An 18,196-nucleotide genomic window follows, 5' to 3' on the forward strand; every position below is an offset into this window, starting at 1 on the left:
GGGGGGGGGGGGGGGGGGGGGGGGGGGGGCGCCCCCCCCCCCCCGCCCCCGAGTTCACTCCTCGATCGCCCCGCCCACTGCCCGCAGGTGTTTCCGGAAGGTCAGCGCCGGATTCTCGGCCCGGGCGGCCAGATGTGCCCCGAGGCTGATCTGAGCGGACGGCGGTTCCCCGGCCCACCTCCGGTCGGCCTGCCGTCGCTCCGCGTCTCTGATCGACTCGGCGAGGTCGAACACCTCCCCCACCCGGTCGGCCGGCACGACCAGCGCGCCGTCCTCGTCGGCCAGCGCACCGTCGCCGGCGTCGACCGTCCACGGGCCCACCCGTGCCCAGTGCACCGGGACGCCGGCCCGCAGGCAGGCGTCGGCGACGTGGGCGGTGGTCAGGTCGCCGGACCGCCGACGCAGCATCTGCGGGATCGACCTTCGAGGACGAGGCGGCGCCTGGCCGCACGGATCGGGGCGCGAGATCGTCTCCCGGGTGGCCGCGCGGTTCGGTGCGGCCACCCGGGGAGAATGGTCAGGGACTTCAAGAGGTGCCTGTGTCGGCGGCCACGTGGTAGACGATCGTGTTGATGTTGATTCCGTTGAACAGGTTCAGCGCGACATAGTGACGATCGGTGTACCAGTACTGGTCGTCGTTCAGGGTGATCGTGCCGCTCGTGAAGGAGCCGTCCGCGTTCATGGTCACCGGAATCGCCGTGCCACTCCTGTCCACGAAGATGCGGGCCGTGCCGCCGCTTACAAAGCCGGGATATGTGGCCAGGTCGACCTGGCCGGTGATCGTGAAGCTGTGTCCGGAGACCTTGTTGATCACATTCGGGTTGCTGGTGCTCACCGGTGTCAGTTGCACGGTCTGATCACCTGCGTGAGCTACCGTCTCGTCCAGGACGTTCAGCGGTGTCGTGTGGTAAACCGTCTCCGCTCCGGTCGACGGGTCGATGTAGGTCACATTCTCGACAACCAGGTTTTTTATGTTCTTGTTGGAGTTGAAGGCGGCCTGCAGCGTGTTGCTCGTGTGGAAGGTCGAATTCCGATAGTAGACGTTCTCCACCGGTGAACGCGAGGCTGCGCTGGAGAACTGGAACGTGGTCCTGCCTGGTGTCATCGTCGGCGCGGTGTTGACGTCGTCCAGGTAGATGTTGCGGACTGTCGGGTTGAAGATGTCGGCGCTGGGGAACGACACGGTTTCGGAGTAGTTGCTGTCGAGTTGGACCATCGCGGACCGCGCCATCTTCAGCAGGTTGTGCCGGAGATAGATCTTCTCGACGAATCCACCCCGGTACGAGTTCGTCTTGATCTTCAGGATCATCGCCAGCCCAGGTCCACCGAACTCGTTGTGTTCGATGAACACGTTCCGGATGCCTCCCGACATCTCGCTGCCCATCGAGACCGCGGCTGAGTAGGTGCCGATGTTGTCGTTGTTGTACAGCGAGTCCCGGACGATGATGTTCTCGCTTGGTTGCCGATGCAGCCTGCCGTTGACGTTTCGGCCGGCCTTGATCGCGGCACCGTCATCGCTGACCGTAACCCGGTTCCTCTCCATGACAACGTTCTTGGAGGACTCCGGGTTGGTGCCGTCGTCGTTGTTCCAGCCGGTGGCCTCGAAGTCTTTGGTCTTGTCGCTGTAGATGTCGAGGTCCCTGATGAGTACGTTCTCGGAGTTGAGCGGGTGGACGATCCAGAACGGCGTGTTCCTGATCTTCACGTCCTCGATGAGGACGTTGCGAGAGTGGTTCGTTTCGATGAAATGCGGACGGAAGGTCGACTTCATGGCCACCGCGTCTACTGGCGGCGGAACCTGCTTCACCGTGTCCCCGTCGAGCACCGGGATCGTGCTGGGCATGTGCCCGTCGTCGGTGAATATCCGCTTCCTGATCGGCACGTCCTCGAAGTTCATCTGGTTGAGGATGCCGTTTTCACCGTACGGAGCGTCGAGGCTCTTGTTCTCCACCGACGGCTCACCCCAGTAGCCCTTCTTCCACGGTCGCCAGTTCCACATGTCCTCCTGGCCGTCAAGCGTCCCGCCGCCGGTGACTGCGATGTTCGTCTGGTTGAGCGCGTAGATCAGCGGAGAGAAGTTGTAGAAGTCGGTCCCCTCATAACTGCTCAGGACGACCGGGTAGTACTCGTTGGTCTTGTTCCGCATGAACTTGACCACGGCACCGGTCTCGATCCGCAGGTTGACGTTGCTCAGGAGGGTTATCGCCCCCGAGTAGTAGGCGCCGTTGGCGTTGCGTGAACCCATGGCGGGGATGACGACGATACCGCCACCGCTCTCGTGACAGTCTCTGATCGCGGCATGAATCGCCTCGGTGTAATACCACACCTCCTGCGAGCTTGCGACCAACGGTGACGTCTTGTTCGCCGGGTTGTCGGCCTCATTACCGACGTAGAACGTCTCGGTGGCGCGTCGCACCAGGCCGGCATACTTCGGATCGGTGATGTCGCAATAGTTGTCTTTGAAGGTCGGCGTGTTGGCGTTGACCGTCTGGTCTATCTCGTTGTACTGGTCCTCGTTCCAGTACGCGCCGTCTCTTTTCTTGGCGTCCGGGTCGTAGATTGCCAACCGATAAGCGAATCGGTCCTCGCCGTTCTCGGCGGTAACCTGGAGCTTATCGCCGTCGGCGATAGCGCCCGACCGCTTCTCCTGATGATCTTTGTTCACCACGATGTGGCTTTGTCTCGACGTGTCCTTGGCGACGATCTGCGCCTTGAGCTGTTGAACGGTCACGCCGTTCCTGACAGTGATGGTCGAGGTCCCGACAGTTTTTATCATGCCGGATTCGTTCTGTTTGGCGACAACTACGGTCCCGGTGGAGCGCAGTTCCACCGTGCTCGCCTGGGATTCGACGGGATCTGCCCATGCCACGCGTGGTGCGCTTGCGACCACCAGCGCGGCCACCGCGACGACCATGACCCGTCTCCTACCTCGCCTCTTCATCGGTATGACCTCCGGTGTGCGTGTCGTTACCGTTCATGTTTCGAGGAACAGCCGAACTGATGGCTGGCGCGTTCGTCCCGCGTCATCCAGTCGGCGCGGCCAGCTCGCTGCACCGGGCCCCAAAAGGCCCGGCGAGCACGACGATCTCCGGCCTTTCCAGAGCACCGTGGGACCGAACACCACAAGACACTCTTCGGCTCGGGTCCTGGCCAGGCTCAGATCACCAGCTCCACGCCGTTCTGGCGGACGTTCTTGAGGACGAGGTCGTCGACGTACTCGACGACGTTGGGCTGGCTGGTGGCGCCGAAGTCGATGTCGGTCAGGGTCATCCCCCTGATGTGGTCGTCCGCGTAGCCGCGGAGGTTCAGCGCCCGGGTCGCGGTCCCCACGATGACGTTGCGGACGTCGATGTCGCCGACGATCGGGTTGAAGCCATGGCCGGGACCCTCCTCATAGAAGAAGTTGATGTCAATCACGGATCCGCCGACCTCCCCGATGGTCAGGTCGCGGGCATGGAAGGCCTCGATGAAGCCGCCGCGAACACTGTTGGTCTTGAACCGCAACGCGATGTTGAGGTTGGGGCTGGACATCTCGCAGTCCCGAACGAATACGTTGCGGGCACCGCCGGACATCTCGCTGCCGATCGTCACCCCGCCGTGGCCGTCGCGCATCGTGCAGCCCTCGATGAGGATGTCCTCGCTCGGCACGTTGACGCGACGGCCGTCGGCGTTCCGTCCCGACTTGATCGCGATGCAGTCGTCTCCCGTGTCGAAGGTGCAGTCACGGATGACGACCATGCGGCTGGACTCCGGGTTGCAGCCGTCATTGTTCGGCCCGTGCGAGTTGACGGTCACACCCTGCACGAGCACGTTCTCGGACAGCACCGGATGGATCTCCCACATCGGTGACCCGACGATGGTGATTCCCTCGATGAGGACGTTGCGGCAGCGGTAAGGCTCGACGAAGGACGGCCGCAGGTAGCCGCTGTCGCCGAACACCCGTTGCTCGACGGGAACTCCCTGCTCGGCCTGCGCGAACAGCGCATTCCTGGCCTCGGTCTGCCGCGGGTCACCCGGCTTCCAGCCGAACTTGGCCGCACCGCACCAGGGCCACCAGTTCTCCATGTCGGCCTGGCCATCGAGGACGCCGGAGCCGGTGACGGCGATGTTCTCCTGCTCGTACGCGTAGATCAGCGGCGAGTAGTTGTAGAGTTCGACCCCTTCGAACCTCGTCAGCACGGCGGGCAGATAGTCGGCGGGGCGCCGGCTGAACAGCACCACCGCGTCGGCAGTGACGTGCAGGTCGACATTGCTGAGCAGGTGGATCGGACCGGTCAGCCACCGACCGGCTGGCACGACCACGTGACCGCCGCCTGCGGCGTGGCAGGTCTGGATGGCCCGCTTGAGCGCTTCGGTGCAGTTGGTGACGCCGTCGCCGACGGCGCCGAACTGCCGGATGTCGTACGAGCGGTCGAGGAAGTGGGGGCGGCGCACCTTGCCGCTGATGTACTCGGCTCGGGCCCACGGGCTGCCCGGCGGCAACGGGGACGCCGCGGCGCTGCCGGACTGCAGCGCATAGGCCGCCAGACCCATGGCGCCGATGCTGCGGAGAAACGTGCGGCGGCTCGGTTGGCTCGGCATGTGCAAGTCTCCTCGGTCGGTTGACAAGTGGAGGGTAAACCTTTTCCTTGTCGTCGTCGTCTCCCTTACTCGGCAAGACCCTTCAAGAGCGGAGCGCTGCCCCGACGAGCTGCGGGGCTTCGGCCTCACAACGCGGGCACGAGTCCCACCCGGCGCACCACCCGGCATGGTGCCGGCAGCGTGGCCGCCGCCCCGTTGGTCGCCAGTGCTCTCCAACCCGGGCGGGCGCGCACGCCTAGCCGGTGCCCGGCTTCCGGCGCGATGGCGCAGGACGACACGTCGGGCAATCCTGCGAGCCAGAGTATCGAGCCATCGAAGCAGGTCGCTAGTATCTGGCCGGATGTGGCCAAATCCCGTCCTCTGTCCGGCTTCTCCGGCCATCCGCCACAGAACTGAACCGCGTCGACTCTCACGTCAGTTCCAGTTCCGCCGCGCAGCGGACGGCGTCCGAGGCGACCTGCAGCCCCGGGGGGCAGGGGCTTGGGTCACAACACGTCAGCCAGTAGGTGCCCGTACGCCTACCGCAGCTCGCGGCGGTATCCGAACACCGACGACTTCAACCCGTGCGGTCGCCCTGTTAGCGCCGTCCGCGCTGCGCCACGTACAGGTCCTCGACCGACGGTGCTGACCCGTGGGCGGCGAGCAGCGATTCCAGGTCGCCGGAGAAATCGCGGGACAACCCGCTGCTGGTGTTCTCGACGCCCTGCACGCCCAGCGTGACGCTGCGCGGCGCCACGTCGGCGATCGTGATCGCGTACTGGCGGCCGTTCGTAATGCGGACGTTCCAGTGGGTCATCCGGGCGCCGAAGAGGGGACCCGACGCGGCGGAGCCACCCACCCGCCCGTTGTTCTCGAGCGTGATGTTGGTCCGGGCGTTCTCGAAGGGCATGGCCCGGTGGGAGTCGAACGTTCCCTCGGCCATGCGGCCACCCCGGTAGACGTTTCCGGCCGACAGTCCCTCCAGGTTCAACCCGTGATGGACGGCGTCGGAGGGAACGGGGACGGTGAACCGTTCGATCTCGAAGTCTTCCACCAGGTTGTCGTTGGACTGCATGCGGCAGGCGAAGCTGTGGTGGGCGGCGCGTCCGCCGACGGTGACTCCCGTGATGGTGATCGACTTGGCGGAGGTGAGTCCGAAACCGAGGTCGCAGTTCTCCACTCGTACGTCCCGCGCCCAGCAGTCATGGACCGCCTGGAAGCACACCCCGTTCGAGCCCGGATGCCTGTTGTGCGCGGTCTGCGGGACGAGCTCGTTCCTGATCGTGAGGTGCTCGACGCCGGCGTCGTGGACGGTGGGGCCGATGGCGCGCAGCCGGGCCGGCCATCCGGGCCGGAGGTCATACTTGAGTGGCTGGGCCAGCCGGACCGTCCGCTCGCCGAGCACTGCTTCGACCCGCACCGGCCACTGCAGGGTCGCGTACTGCACGTACTGCCCGCCGGACCCGGTGACGAGTTGGGGCGCCCCGCGTGGCCAGTCGTAGTCCCGGGTGCCGGGCACGTCGCCGGCGAGATACTTCAACAGGCTCGCGTCCGGCGGGTTCTGGCACTCCAGGACGACCATGTCCCCGGCAGTCAGCCGGCTCGTGCTGGACACCATGAGGGTCCGCTGACCGCGGGAGGCGACGCCGACCTCGGCGAGCACGTCACCGAGCAGCCACCCTTCGGTTCCTGCGTAGTCCTCGGCCTCTGAGCGGGCGCGGCGCTCGGGCGAGACGAACCAGATCTGGCCGCCGGTCCAGGACCAGCGGCTGTTTCCGTTGGGCTGGCGGTTCGGCCGGTAGCCGCCCTCGAGGTGACGGGTGAAGTGCAGCACGGTGGAGTCGCGGCCCGCCCCGCGCAGCACTACTGAGGACCAGTGCATCCAGACCGGCCCGGACAGCGTGTAGGTCCCCGGCGGCACGAGGACGACTCCCCCGCCGTGCTCGCCCGCGTGACGTACGGCGGCGTTGAATGCCGCCGTGCAGTCCGTCCCGTCGGGGCGGGCGCCGAAGTCGGTGACCTTGGCGATGACCGGGGGCGTCGGCGGGCGCTCGCCGAGCCGGTAGCCGGCGGCGGACACGTCCGGCACCAGCGGGTGGCAGCCGGGAGCCTCCCGCCACTGTTGCAGGAGTTCAGTGGAGGCGTCCTTCGATGGCTCGGCGGTCTCCGCGGCCGCCGCCCGCGCCGGCCGAGCGGTGCCGGCGAGCGTCGTGGCGGCGGTGGCGGCTGCCCCCAGGCCGAACAGCCCTCGTCGGGTGATGGTGGGATGCGTGATCGGCGGCATGGCAACTCCTCCGAACCCTGCTCGTGTACGGCAAAGGATTGCAATCGTTTGCGGTGCGAGGTTCACGACACCAAAGGGCTGGCCGGCGGTCAATGCGTGACGAGACTGAAACTTGTTTCAATCGTTGATCGGCTCCCACCGAGTACGACCCGGCTCACCTGATTCGCATGAGCCGGGCCGCCCAGCGTTGCGTGACGGTCCAGGGCGCGGACGACTGCGGCTATTCCCCGGCGGCTGGGGCGTACGCCTGTTGCGGCAGGCGGTATGCCAGGTCGATCGCGGTCTCCACGGCCTCGTCCTCCGACAGCCGGTGCTCCAGGACGAGCCGGGCCAGGTAGCCGGCGTCGATGCGGCGGGCGAGGTCGTGGCGGGCGGGGATCGACAGGAACGCGCGGGTGTCGTCGACGAAGCCGGAGGTGTTGTAGAAGCCGGCGGTCTCGGTGACCAGTTCGCGGAAGCGGCGCATCCCGTCGGGGCTGTCCAGGAACCACCACGGCGCCCCGAGCCGCACCGAGGGGTACACGCCGGCGATCGGGGCGAGCTCGCGGGAGTAGACGGACTCGTCGACGGTGAACAGGATGAGCCGGAAGTTCGGGTCGCGCCCGAACGCGTTGAGCATCGGCCGCAGCGCCCGGGTGAACTCGGCGCTGACCGGGATGTCGAATCCCTTGTCGGCGCCGAAGGCGGTGTGGATGGCGGTGTCGTGGTCGCGGAGCACCCCCGGGTGGATCTGCATGACCAGGCCGTCGTCGCACGACATTCGCGCCATCTCGAACAGCATGTGACCGGCGAAGGCGGCCGCGTCGTTGTCGCGCACGCCGCCGTCGCGCGCCTCGGCGTAGATCCGCCTCGCATCGGCCTGCGGCAGGGGCTCGGCGGCGGCGGTGAGGTGACCGTGGTCGGTGGCCCGCGCTCCGGCCTGCGCGAAGGCTTCGCGGCGGTTGCGCAGTGCGGCGAGGAAGCCGTCGTAGTCGCCGGTGTCCACTCCGGAGAGCTCCTGCAGCTGCTGGAGCCGCCGGGCCCAACCGGTGGAGCCGACGTGGGTCAGGGCGTCCGGGCGGAACGTGGGTATCACCCGGGCGCCGAGGCCCGCCGCCGCGAGCCGGGCGTGGTCGTCGAGCGTGGAGGTGGCCGGATCGGTGGTGGAGATCAGCTCGATGTTGAAGGTATCGAGCAGTGCCTGCGGCCGGAAGCCGGGTTCGGCCAGGCGGGCCTCGATCAGGTCGTACAGCAGGTCGGCGGTGTCCGGGCCGGGAGCTACGTCGATCTTGAGGACCTCGACGATCTCGTGTTCGAGCCAGTAGCGGCTGGGCGTGCCGCGGAAGAGGTGCCAGTGGGCGCAGAAGCGCCGCCAGATCTGTCGAGGGTCGCTCTCGACCGCACCCCCGTCGGCCCTGGGGACGCCGAGGCTCTCCAGCGGAACGCCCTGGGACACGAGCATCCGGGTCACGTAGTGGTCCGGCACCACCAGCAGCTGCGCCGGGTCGGCGAAACGGTCGTCGTCGGCGAAGACGGCCGCGTCGACGTGCCCGTGCATGCACAGCAGCGGCAGCGCCTGCGTCGCCTGGTAGATCCGGCGGGCGACGGTGCGGATGTCGTCTCCGGCTGGCAGGGCTCGGTCGGGGTGCAGACGCAGCTGGGCCACGCAAATCTCCTTGCCGGCTAGGGCTGAACAACTCCTGCAAAGGATTGCATCGACCTCGCCCACCGACAAGGGGAAGCTGCGTCCGTCTCCCGGAAACATTCACGTAACCGAGTATTGACACAGAACTGCAATCGGTTTCAGACTGCGAGGCACGCCACGGAGCAGGGAGGTGAGCCGTGCGAGCGACGATCCGCGAGGTGGCCCGCGAGGCGGGTGTCTCGGCGTCGACGGTGTCGCGGGCGTTGTCGACGCCGGAGATGGTCAACGACGCCACCCGGGAGCGGGTCCTACGAGCAGCCGAACGACTGGGCTACGCGCCCAACCGGGCTGCCCGTGGTCTGATCACCGGCCGCACCGGCAACCTGGGACTGATCGTCCCGGACCTGACCAACCCGTTCTTCCCCAGCGTGGTCAAGGGGGTGCAGGCCAAGGCACGGGAGGCGGACTACGCCGTCTTCCTCGCCGACACCGACGAGGACCCGGCCGCCGAGATCGGGCTCGTGCGGGTCCTCGCCAAGCAGGTGGACGGCCTCATCCTGTGCTCCCCCCGAGCCCGGGAGGAGGAGATCCGCGAGCTGACCGAGCACACCACGCTCGTCATGGTCAACCGCCGCTTCGGCAACCTTCCGTCCGTCGTCTTCGACAACGCGGAGGGCGTGCGACAGGCGATCGCCCATCTCCAGGCGCTCGGCCACCAGCGAGTCGCCTGGGTCGGCGGGCCGCGGACCTCATGGTCCACCCGGGACCGGATGCGTGCCATGCGCGCCGCGACCGGCGCCGCCGGCATGGAACTGTACGTGGCCGGTCACTTCCCGCCCTACTTCGAGGGCGGGGTCGCGGCGGCCGATCTCGTCATCGCCTCCGGCGTCACGTCGGTCATCGCCTACAACGACGTCATGGCACTCGGTCTGCTCAGCCGGCTGCGGGACCGTGGCGTCGACGTGCCGCACGACATCAGCGTGATCGGCATCGACAACATCCAGATGTCGGCGATGTCCTCGCCGGCACTCACCACCGTTTCGCTCGTCAAGGAACAAGCGGGCCGAGCCGCGGTCGACCTGTTGCTCGCCCTGCTGTTGCAGCCCGACAGCGTGCGCAACACGCGTCGGGAACTGCCCGCTCAACTTCTCGTGCGCGGCTCCACCGGGGTTGCGCGAACCACCTGACCACCACCTCCCCGACCGCCGGCCCACGGCCGCGACCTTCGGGGTGACCGAGGAAGGGACGTTCCATGGGGATCACCCGGCGCAGTGCCTTGATTGCCACCGCATCATCCGTACTCACGTTCGCCGTCGGCTGCGGGGCGCCGAGCGGCCCCGGCTCGGACAGCGGCGACAGCAGCGCGCCCGTGCCCGACAAGCCGAAGAAGGCCGTCACGCTCAACGTCCTGGACGTGGCGGGCAACCTGCAACTGACGCAGGGGATGATCGACGAGTTCGTGCAGAAGAACCCAGACATCATCTCGCGGGTCACCTACTCCAAGTCGCCTGCCCCGGAGCTGGCCGGCAAGATCAAGGCGCAGCAGAACGCCAACCGGGTCGACATCGGCCTGGTCCTGACCGGCGTCGACGGCCTCGCCGCCGGCATCGACCAGAACCTGTGGATGGACCTGCTGCCCACCTACGCGGACCGGCTGCCGGGAATGAACGACTACCAGGAACCGGCCGCCGCGATGCAGAAGCTGGCCGGCAACGCGGGCGTGACGGTCACCTACTACCCGTCCGGTCCCCTCCTGGAATACCTGCCGGCGAAGGTGTCCAACCCGCCGACCAGCGCCGAGCAGCTCCTCGCGTACGCGAAGGCGCACCCGGGCAAGGTCCAGTACGCCCGCCCGGCCAACTCCGGCCCGGCCCGAACCTTCCTGATGGGACTGCCCTACATCCTCGGCGACAAGGACCCCAAGGACCCGGTGAACGGGTGGGACAAGACCTGGGCCTACCTCAAGGAGCTCAACCAGTACGTCGAGTACTACCCCAGCGGCACCGCCGAGACGATGAAGAACCTCGCCAACGGGACCGCCGAGGTGATCGCCTCGACCACCGGCTGGGACATCAACCCGCGGGTGCTCGGCACGGTGCCCAAGGAGGCGAAGGTCAGCTCGCTGCTGGGCTTCCACTGGGTGACCGACGCCCACTACGCCGTCGTCCCCAAGGGCGTCTCCACCGACACCCAGGCCGCCGTGCTGGCCCTGCTGAAGTTCATGCTCACCCCCGAGCAGCAGGCCAAGGCGTTCGACCAGGGCTACTTCTACCCGGGGCCGGCGGTGAAGGGCGTCGACCTGTCGATGGCGCCGCAGAAGAGCCAGGACGCCATCAAGGAGTTCGGCCGTCCGGAGTACGAGCAGCTCATCGCCAACAACCCGACCGAGGTTCCGCTGGACGCCAAGGCGCTCGTCGCGGCGTTCGACCGCTGGGACCGCGAGATCGGCAGCGGAAAGGTGAAGCAGGGATGAGCACCGCGACCTCAGGCTTCTCCGAGCTGCGGCTGGACGGTGTGTCCCGCCGCTTCGGAAGCCAGGACGCGCTCAGCGACCTCGACCTGACCATCCGGGCGGGCGAGTTCATCGCCCTGCTCGGCCCCTCCGGCTGCGGCAAGTCCACCGCGCTGAACTGTCTCGCCGGGTTGCTGCCGCTGACCGCGGGCAGCATCTGGCAGGACGAGCGCCGGGTCGACACCCTGCCGCCGGAACGCCGCGGGTTCGGGATGGTGTTCCAGAGCTACGCCCTGTTCCCGCACATGTCCGTCCGCGGCAACATCGCCTTCGGGCTGCGGATGCGGCGGCTGCCGAAGGACGAGATCCGCCGGCGTACGGCGGAGGCGATCCGCCTCGTCCGCCTCGAGGAGCACGCCGACAAGCTGCCCGGTCAGCTCTCCGGCGGACAGCAGCAGCGGGTGGCGATCGCCCGCGCGGTCGTGCTCGAACCGTCGCTGGTGCTCATGGACGAGCCGCTGAGCAACCTGGACGCGAAGCTGCGCCTGGAGATGCGCACCGAGATCCGCCGGCTGCACCAGTCGCTGGGACTGACCACCGTCTACGTGACGCACGACCAGGAGGAGGCGTTGTCACTGGCCGACCGCCTGGTCGTGCTCCGGGGCGGCCGGGTGCAGCAGATCGGGTCGCCCGAGCAGCTGCACACCCGACCGGGCAACTGGCACGTCGCGGACTTCATGGGCTACCGCAACCTGTGGCCGATGCGGGTCCAGTCCGTACGGGACGGCCTGGTCACGGTGGAGGCCGACGGGCTGCGGCTGGTCGGCGACCCGGTCGGCGACATCTCGCCGGGTGACGCGGTGATCGCCGGGGTCCGCCCGGAGGACGTCCGGGTCGCCGAGCCGGGCGCACCGGACGGCGTGCCCGCCGAGATCGAGGTGGTCGAGTACCAGGGCCGGGAACTCGCGGCCGAAGCCCGCACCGCCTCCGGCCTGCAGGTCCACGTCCGCACCGAGCAGCGCCTCGCCCCCGGCGACGCGGTCTCGTTGCGCGTGGCACCGCACCGGCTGCTGGTCTTCCCGACCGACTCACCCGAGCGGCCCCCCGCCGCCCCCGTTGACCCGGCGGACGCGGTGGTCGAGGAACCGGGGCTCGTCGGATGAGTGCCACGGCAACCCGCCCCACAACGTCCGCCGGTGCGCCGCAGTCTCCTCGGGCGCACTGGCGGCACCGCCTGGCCGAACGGGGCGTCGATGCGCAGTTGTGGCTGCTCGCGCCGGCAGTGCTCTTCGTCGTCCTGCTGTTCCTGTACCCGTTCTTCTACGGCCTCGGCCTGTCCTTCCAACCCACCGAGGGTGGCCCGTTCAGCGACTACGCGCGGTTCTTCGGCGACGCCTACCAGCGGGACACCATGTGGATCACGCTGCGCCTCGCCCTGCCGGCGGCCCTGCTGAACGTGCTCGCCTCGGTGCCCATCGCCTACCGGATGCGGGGGCGGTTCCGGGGCAAGCGGCTGGTCACCATCCTGCTGGTCGTACCCATCACGCTCGGGACCGTGCTGACCGCCCAGGGCCTGCTCAACTTCCTCGGCCCCACCGGCTGGTTCAACCGCGTGCTGCTCGCGCTGCACCTCACCGATGAGCCGGTACGGCTCGTGCACAACTACTGGGGCGTCTTCTTCTCCCTGGTCATCACCGGGTTCCCGTTCGCCTTCCTGCTCGTGCTGTCCTACCTCACCGGCATCGACCCGACGCTGGAACGCGCGGCGGCCACGCTCGGCGCAGGTTGGTGGCAGCGGTTCCGCATGATCACCCTGCCGCTGCTGGCGCCAGGGCTCGCCACCACGTTCTGCCTGACGTTCGTGCTGGCCTTCAGCGTGTTCCCGTCCGCCGTGCTGGTCGGCAACCCGGCCGGCGAGACCCGGGTCATCTCCATCGCCGCGTACCAGGCGGCCTACGAGCAGTACGACTACCCGTACGCGTCGGCGATCGCCATGATCATGGGCCTGATCGAGCTGGTCGTCATCTCGGTGGTGCTGCTGGCCCGCACCCGCCTCTACACCGGATCAACGGGAGGTAAAGGCTGATGAGCACCGCCACCGGCATCCACCGCGGCGACGCCATCGCCGCCGGCGACCCTCGACCACGACGGCGGATCGTCGCGCGCCCCGCCGCCTGGCTGGTCTGGGGCGTGGTGATCTTCTTCTTCCTCAACCTGCTCGGTGTTGTCGGATCGGTCCTGGTCAGCTCCTTTGGCCAGCGCTGGTTCGACACCTGGCTCCCCGACGGCTACACCGCCAAGTGGTACGGGCAGGCGTGGCACGAGTTCGCGCTCTTCGACGTCATCGTGGTCACCCTGCAGGTCTCCCTGCTGGTCGTGGCGCTGTCGCTGGTGGTCGGGGTGCCGGCAGCGTACGTGCTGGCCCGGCGCAACTTTCCCGGCAAGCGGCTGGCGTTGCTGGTCTTCCTGCTGCCGATCCTGATGCCGCCGATCACCTACGGCATTCCACTGGCGACGGTGCTCTACAAGTTCGGCCTGGCCGGTCACCTCTCCGGCGTCGTGCTGGCGAACCTCGTGCCGTCGGTGCCGTTCGTGATCCTCACGATGACGCCGTTCATCGAGCAGATCGACCCGCGGATCGAAAGTGCCGCCCGGATGTGCGGCGCCGGGCTGTGGTCGGTGTTCCTCCGGGTGCTGTCGCCGCTGCTGCTGCCCGGGATGCTCGCCTCGGCCATCCTCGTCCTGGTGCGCACCGTGGGCATGTTCGAGCTGACGTTCCTCACCGCCGGCCCGGACTCGCAGACCCTCGTGGTCGCCCTGTACTACTCCATGTCCGCGGCGGGTATCCGGGCACAGCAGTCGGTGGACGCCATGGCCGTGATCTACACATCCATGATGTTGGTGCTGCTCGTGGTCAGCCTGCGCTACGTCAACCCGACGCAGCTGGTCGCCCGGGTCAAGGAGGAGCCAGACTCGTGACCGACCTGATCACGCTGCTGCGCGGGCAGCGGGTCCTGCCGGTGCTGCGGCTGCCGACGGCGGCCGAGGCCAGGGCCGCCACCGCCACCATGTTCGGTCACGGCCTGCGCGTGGTCGAGCTGACCGCGACGACCCCGGACTGGGCCAGCGCGGTGCGCGACGCGCGCCGCGGCGCGCCCGACGGCACGCTGGTCGGCCTCGGCACGGTCACGAGTACCTGCCCGGGCCGCAACCTCGTCACCCTGAAGATCATCACCGATGAGGGCGTCACCGTGGACACCGCCCTCGAAGACGGCACGGTGCACCCATGAGCATTGCCCCGGACGTACTCGTCCTCGGCGAGATCCTCGTCGAACTGACCGCGCTGGAACCGCTGCGCGACGGCGCGGCGCTGCGGCTGGGATTCTCCGGCGACGCGCTGAACGCCGCCGCCGCGGCCGCCGCGGCCGGCGCGCACACCTGCCTGTTGGCCCGGGTGCCCGACGACGAGTTGGGCGACGAGTTGGTGGCCCGGGTGGCCGCGCTCGGCATCGACGCGTCGTGCCTGATCCGCACCCCGGGGCAGCACGGCCTTTACCTGCAGCACGCCGACCCGTCCGGGCAGCGGGAGTTCGTCTACGTCCGGCGTGGCAGCGCCGGCTCGTGCCTGTCCCCCGCCGACGTGCCGCCCGACGTCGTCGAACGCGCGGGCGTGGTGCTCTCCAGCGGCGTCGCCTGCGCGATCTCGACCACGACGTTCGAGGCGGTGCAGGTAGCCGCACGCGCAGCGAACTGCTTCGTCTACGACCCGAACTGGCGGCCACGACTCGTCGACGCGGACACCGCCGCCGGCCACCTGCGGGCGCTGGCCCCGCACGCCCGGCTGGTCACACCGGCGTGGCCCCGCGAGGCCGCAGCCCTGCTCGGCGCCGCGGTCACGGATCCCGCCGAGGCGTGCGCCGCGTTCCGCGCGCTCGGGGCGGCAGCGGTCGCCCTCACCCGGGGCGCCGACGGCGTGCTGCTGGACGACGGCGGGCAGCGGACCGAGGTGCCCGCGTACCCCGCCGACCGGATCGTCGACCAGACCGGCGCCGGGGACGTGCTGGCCGGCACCGTCGCCGCCCGGCTCGCCCTCGGCGACACCCTGCCCGACGCGATACAGCTGGGCGCGGCCGCGGCGGCGCTGTCGCTGCGCGGCCACGGCGGCACGGGTTACCTGCCGGCGCTCGACGAGACCCGCCGACTGGTCGCGCAAACCGAAGTGGAGGTGCCGGGATGAGCCTGGTGGTGTTGCACGAGGGCGACGACGTCGCGGTGGCGACCACCGCGCTGCCGGACGGGACGTCCGTCGTGGTGCGCGGGGCGGGCGAGGTGACCCTGCGTGGTGACCTGCCCGCCGGGCACAAGATCGCCCTGCGGGACCTGCCCGCCGGGGCGCTGGTGCGCAAGTACGGCCAGGTGATCGGGCGTACCCTCGCCGAGATCCGTGCCGGGGAGCACGTGCACGGGCACAACCTCGGCATGCCGCAGGACACCGCCGCCCGGACGGCGCAGGGACAACCAGCGCCGGCGCCGCTGCCCGCCGACCTGCGGCGGACGTTCCACGGCTACCGCCGGCCGGACGGCCGGGTGGCCACCCGCAACTACGTCGGGGTCCTGACCACCGTCAACTGTTCGGCGACCGTGGCGCGCAAGGTCGCCCGGCTCACCGAGGACGTGGCCGAGGAGGTCGACGGAGTCGACGGGGTGGTTGCCCTGACCCACGGCACCGGCTGCGGCATGGCCGCGCAGGGTGACGGCTGGGAACTGCTGCGCCGCACCCTGGCCGGCTACGCACGCAACCCGAACATCGGTGGGCTGGTCGTCGTCGGGCTCGGCTGCGAGGTCAACACGGTGACCGGCCTGATGGCTGACCTCGGCGTGGCCGACCACGTACCGGTGTCGTCGTACACCATCCAGGAGCTGGGCGGCACATCCTCGGCGGTGCGGCGCGGCGTGGAACTGGTCCAGGGCATGATCGACGATCTGGCCGGCGCGGCCCGCACCGAGGTCGACGTGGCGGAGCTCGTCCTCGGCCTGCAGTGCGGGGGGTCCGACGGCTGGTCCGGCCTGACCGCGAACCCGGCCCTGGGCGTCGCCTCGGACCTGCTGGTCGCCGCCGGCGCGACCAGCGTCCTGGGTGAGACGCCGGAGGTGTACGGCGCGGAGCATCTGCTGGCCGCCCGGGCCACCGACCCGGCGGTGGCCGACGCGCTGATGGCGCGCATCCGCTGGTGGGAGGAGTACACCCGGCAGCAGGGCACGACGCTGGACGCGAATCCCTCACCGGGCAACAAGGCCGGCGGCATCACCACCATCCTCGAGAAGTCGCTGGGCGCGGTCGCCAAGGCAGGCCACAGCCCGCTGGCGGCCGTCCGGGAGTACGGCGAGCAGATTCCCCGGCCGGGCCTGGTGTTCATGGACACCCCCGGCTACGACCCGGTCTCGGTGACCGGCATGGTTGCCGGCGGGGCGAATCTGATCTGCTTCACCACCGGCCGCGGTTCCGTCTTCGGCAGCCGCCCCGTGCCGACGGTCAAGCTGGCCACCAACGCCGAGCTGGCCACCCGGATGGCCGGCGACATCGACCTGGACTGCTCCGCGGTGGTCGAGCAGGGCGTACCGCTGCCGGAGATGGGCCGCCAGGTGTACGACCTGCTGCTCGACGTGGCGTCGGGCCGGCGCACGGCCAGCGAGGAGCTGGGCCTGGGCGGCGAGGAGATCGTGCCGTGGCAGCTGGGAGCGGTGCTGTGACCGACGGGACGGGAACCGGGCAGCGGCTGCGCCTCGACACGCTGGAGCGGATCACCGGGCCAGGCCAGAGCTGGCGCGGCCCGCAGGTGAATCCGCGCGCGCTGCGCGTCGGGATCGTGCACCTGGGGATCGGCGCGTTCCACCGGGCCCACCAGGCCGTCTTCACCGAACTGGCCGCCGCGGCGACGGGCCGCGACGACTGGGGCATCACCGGCGTCACCCAGCGGTCGGCGTCCGTGCGGGAGCAACTGACGCCGCAGGACGGCCTCTACTCGGTGCTCGAACGGGCCGCCGACGCGGCCTCGCTGCGCGTCATCGGCAGCGTCCGGGAGGTCGTCTTCGGCGGCGCCGACCCGGCGGCGGTGGTCGACCGGATCGCCGACCCGGCCGTACGCGTGGTCACGCTGACCGTCACCGAGAAGGGATACCGGCGCGACGGCGCCGGCGGCCTGGACCGGAACGATCCGCAGGTCGCGGCCGACCTCGCCGGCCGGCCGCCCGCAACCGCTGTCGGCCAGCTGGTGCGCGGGCTGCAGCACCGCCGGTCGCGGAGCGGCGCACCGATCACCATCCTGTCCTGCGACAACCTGACCGGAAACGGGCAGGTGCTGCGCGCCCTGGTGGACGACTTCGTGGACGCGCTGCCGCCGTCGCAGGCGGCGGGGCTCGCCGACTGGATCGCGACGTCGGTACGGTTCCCGTCCTGCATGGTCGACCGGATCGTGCCGGCCACCAGCGAGGAGGACCGCGCGGACGCTCGCCGGATGCTCGGCCTCGAGGACCGGGGCGTGGTGGTCGCCGAACCGTTCAGCCAGTGGGTCATCGAGGACGACTTCGCCGCCGACCGACCCGCCTGGGAACGCGCCGGCGCGGTCCTGACCAGGGACGTCGCCGGGTGGGAGGCGGTGAAGCTGCGCATGCTCAACGCGAGCCACTCGCTGCTCGCCTACCTGGGCGCCCTGTCGGGACACGACACCATCGCGGGCGCCCTGTCCGACGACCGACTCGCGGCGGCCGCCGAAGCGCTGATGGTGCAGGACGTGGCGCCCACCCTGCGGGTGCCGGACGGGCTTGATCTCGACGACTACCGGCGCCAGGTGCTGACCCGCTTCGCCAACCCGGCGCTGCGGCACCGCACGGTGCAGGTCGCGATGGACGGGTCGCAGAAACTGCCGGTGCGGCTGCTCGGCACGGTTCGGGACCGCCTGTCCGCCGGGCAGGTGCCACGGCACGCGACGCTCGCGGTCGCGGCCTGGATGGTGTACGTCGCGCAGGGCCGCGACCTGCGGGGGCGAGAGCTGCCGCTGGACGATCCCCTAGCTGACCGGCTGAGCGCCGCGGCGGCGCCGGCCGACGGTGACCCGCACCGTCTCGTCGACTCGCTGCTGCGCGTACCGGAGATCTTCGGCGCGGACCTTGCCGAGCACGACGGCTTCCGGGCGACGCTGATCGACCACGTCGCGCGGTTGCTGAAGGGCGAGCCGGTCTGACCCGACGGCGGCGCTGTCCCCTGCGGAGTCAGCGC

Annotated in this window: 14 protein-coding genes; 9 read left to right on the plus strand and 5 right to left on the minus strand. The window is 69.4% G+C overall.

Annotated features, from left to right (window positions below; all coding sequences use genetic code 11):
- Window positions 1–54: 54 nt before the first annotated feature.
- The 5 genes from ACFYML_RS03545 to uxaC all read right to left on the minus strand — a co-directional run bounded on the left by ACFYML_RS03545 (window position 55) and on the right by uxaC (window position 8,489).
- Window positions 55–504 carry a hypothetical protein gene (locus ACFYML_RS03545; RefSeq protein WP_387419086.1) on the minus strand — a complete coding sequence of 150 codons (450 nt, stop codon included), beginning with the start codon at window positions 502–504 and terminating at the stop codon, window positions 55–57.
- Between the two features lie 22 nt (window positions 505–526).
- Window positions 527–2,914: a glycoside hydrolase family 28 protein gene (locus tag ACFYML_RS03550; RefSeq protein WP_387419087.1), complete on the minus strand. Its 2,388-nt coding sequence runs from the start codon at window positions 2,912–2,914 to the stop codon at window positions 527–529.
- Window positions 2,915–3,156: 242 nt separating this feature from the next.
- Window positions 3,157–4,710: a glycoside hydrolase family 28 protein gene (locus ACFYML_RS03555; RefSeq protein WP_387419088.1), complete on the minus strand. Its 1,554-nt coding sequence runs from the start codon at window positions 4,708–4,710 to the stop codon at window positions 3,157–3,159.
- Between the two features lie 448 nt (window positions 4,711–5,158).
- Window positions 5,159–6,844: a glycosyl hydrolase family 28-related protein gene (locus ACFYML_RS03560; RefSeq protein ID WP_387419089.1), complete on the minus strand. Its 1,686-nt coding sequence runs from the start codon at window positions 6,842–6,844 to the stop codon at window positions 5,159–5,161.
- A 220-nt stretch (window positions 6,845–7,064) separates the two neighbouring features.
- Window positions 7,065–8,489 carry a glucuronate isomerase gene (uxaC, locus tag ACFYML_RS03565; RefSeq protein WP_387419090.1) on the minus strand — a complete coding sequence of 475 codons (1,425 nt, stop codon included), beginning with the start codon at window positions 8,487–8,489 and terminating at the stop codon, window positions 7,065–7,067.
- Window positions 8,490–8,665: 176 nt separating this feature from the next.
- Here uxaC and ACFYML_RS03570 point away from each other — a divergent pair, with 176 nt between their 5' ends.
- From ACFYML_RS03570 to ACFYML_RS03610, 9 genes are all read left to right on the plus strand, one after another.
- Entirely contained in the window at window positions 8,666–9,655 is a 990-nt protein-coding gene (locus tag ACFYML_RS03570) for a LacI family DNA-binding transcriptional regulator (protein ID WP_387419091.1), read from the plus strand.
- Window positions 9,656–9,720: 65 nt separating this feature from the next.
- A complete protein-coding gene (locus tag ACFYML_RS03575; protein ID WP_387419092.1) occupies window positions 9,721–10,941 on the plus strand; it encodes an extracellular solute-binding protein in 1,221 nt (406 codons plus the stop codon).
- Window positions 10,938–12,083 (plus strand): ABC transporter ATP-binding protein, encoded by a 1,146-nt coding sequence (locus ACFYML_RS03580; RefSeq protein WP_387419093.1) that lies wholly within the window; start codon window positions 10,938–10,940, stop codon window positions 12,081–12,083. The genes ACFYML_RS03575 and ACFYML_RS03580 overlap by 4 nt, the downstream gene beginning before the upstream one ends.
- On the plus strand, window positions 12,080–13,006 hold the full coding sequence (locus tag ACFYML_RS03585; RefSeq protein ID WP_387419094.1) for an ABC transporter permease: 927 nt from the start codon (window positions 12,080–12,082) through the stop codon (window positions 13,004–13,006). Before ACFYML_RS03580 ends, ACFYML_RS03585 begins: the two co-directional genes overlap by 4 nt.
- The gene (locus ACFYML_RS03590) at window positions 13,006–13,899 is read left to right on the plus strand and encodes an ABC transporter permease (RefSeq protein ID WP_387419095.1); all 894 of its coding nucleotides are present in this window, start codon (window positions 13,006–13,008) and stop codon (window positions 13,897–13,899) included. The genes ACFYML_RS03585 and ACFYML_RS03590 overlap by 1 nt, the downstream gene beginning before the upstream one ends.
- Complete coding sequence (locus ACFYML_RS03595) at window positions 13,896–14,210, plus strand: hypothetical protein (protein WP_387419096.1); 315 nt, start codon at window positions 13,896–13,898, stop codon at window positions 14,208–14,210. Before ACFYML_RS03590 ends, ACFYML_RS03595 begins: the two co-directional genes overlap by 4 nt.
- Entirely contained in the window at window positions 14,207–15,157 is a 951-nt protein-coding gene (locus ACFYML_RS03600; RefSeq protein WP_387419097.1) for a sugar kinase, read from the plus strand. Before ACFYML_RS03595 ends, ACFYML_RS03600 begins: the two co-directional genes overlap by 4 nt.
- Window positions 15,154–16,671 (plus strand): UxaA family hydrolase, encoded by a 1,518-nt coding sequence (locus tag ACFYML_RS03605; protein WP_387419098.1) that lies wholly within the window; start codon window positions 15,154–15,156, stop codon window positions 16,669–16,671. Before ACFYML_RS03600 ends, ACFYML_RS03605 begins: the two co-directional genes overlap by 4 nt.
- A complete protein-coding gene (locus ACFYML_RS03610) occupies window positions 16,668–18,161 on the plus strand; it encodes a mannitol dehydrogenase family protein (RefSeq protein WP_387419101.1) in 1,494 nt (497 codons plus the stop codon). The genes ACFYML_RS03605 and ACFYML_RS03610 overlap by 4 nt, the downstream gene beginning before the upstream one ends.
- Window positions 18,162–18,196: the final 35 nt, after the last annotated feature.

The organism is Micromonospora sp. NPDC007230, from assembly GCF_042869115.1.
In the GTDB taxonomy this organism is placed as follows: domain Bacteria; phylum Actinomycetota; class Actinomycetes; order Mycobacteriales; family Micromonosporaceae; genus Micromonospora.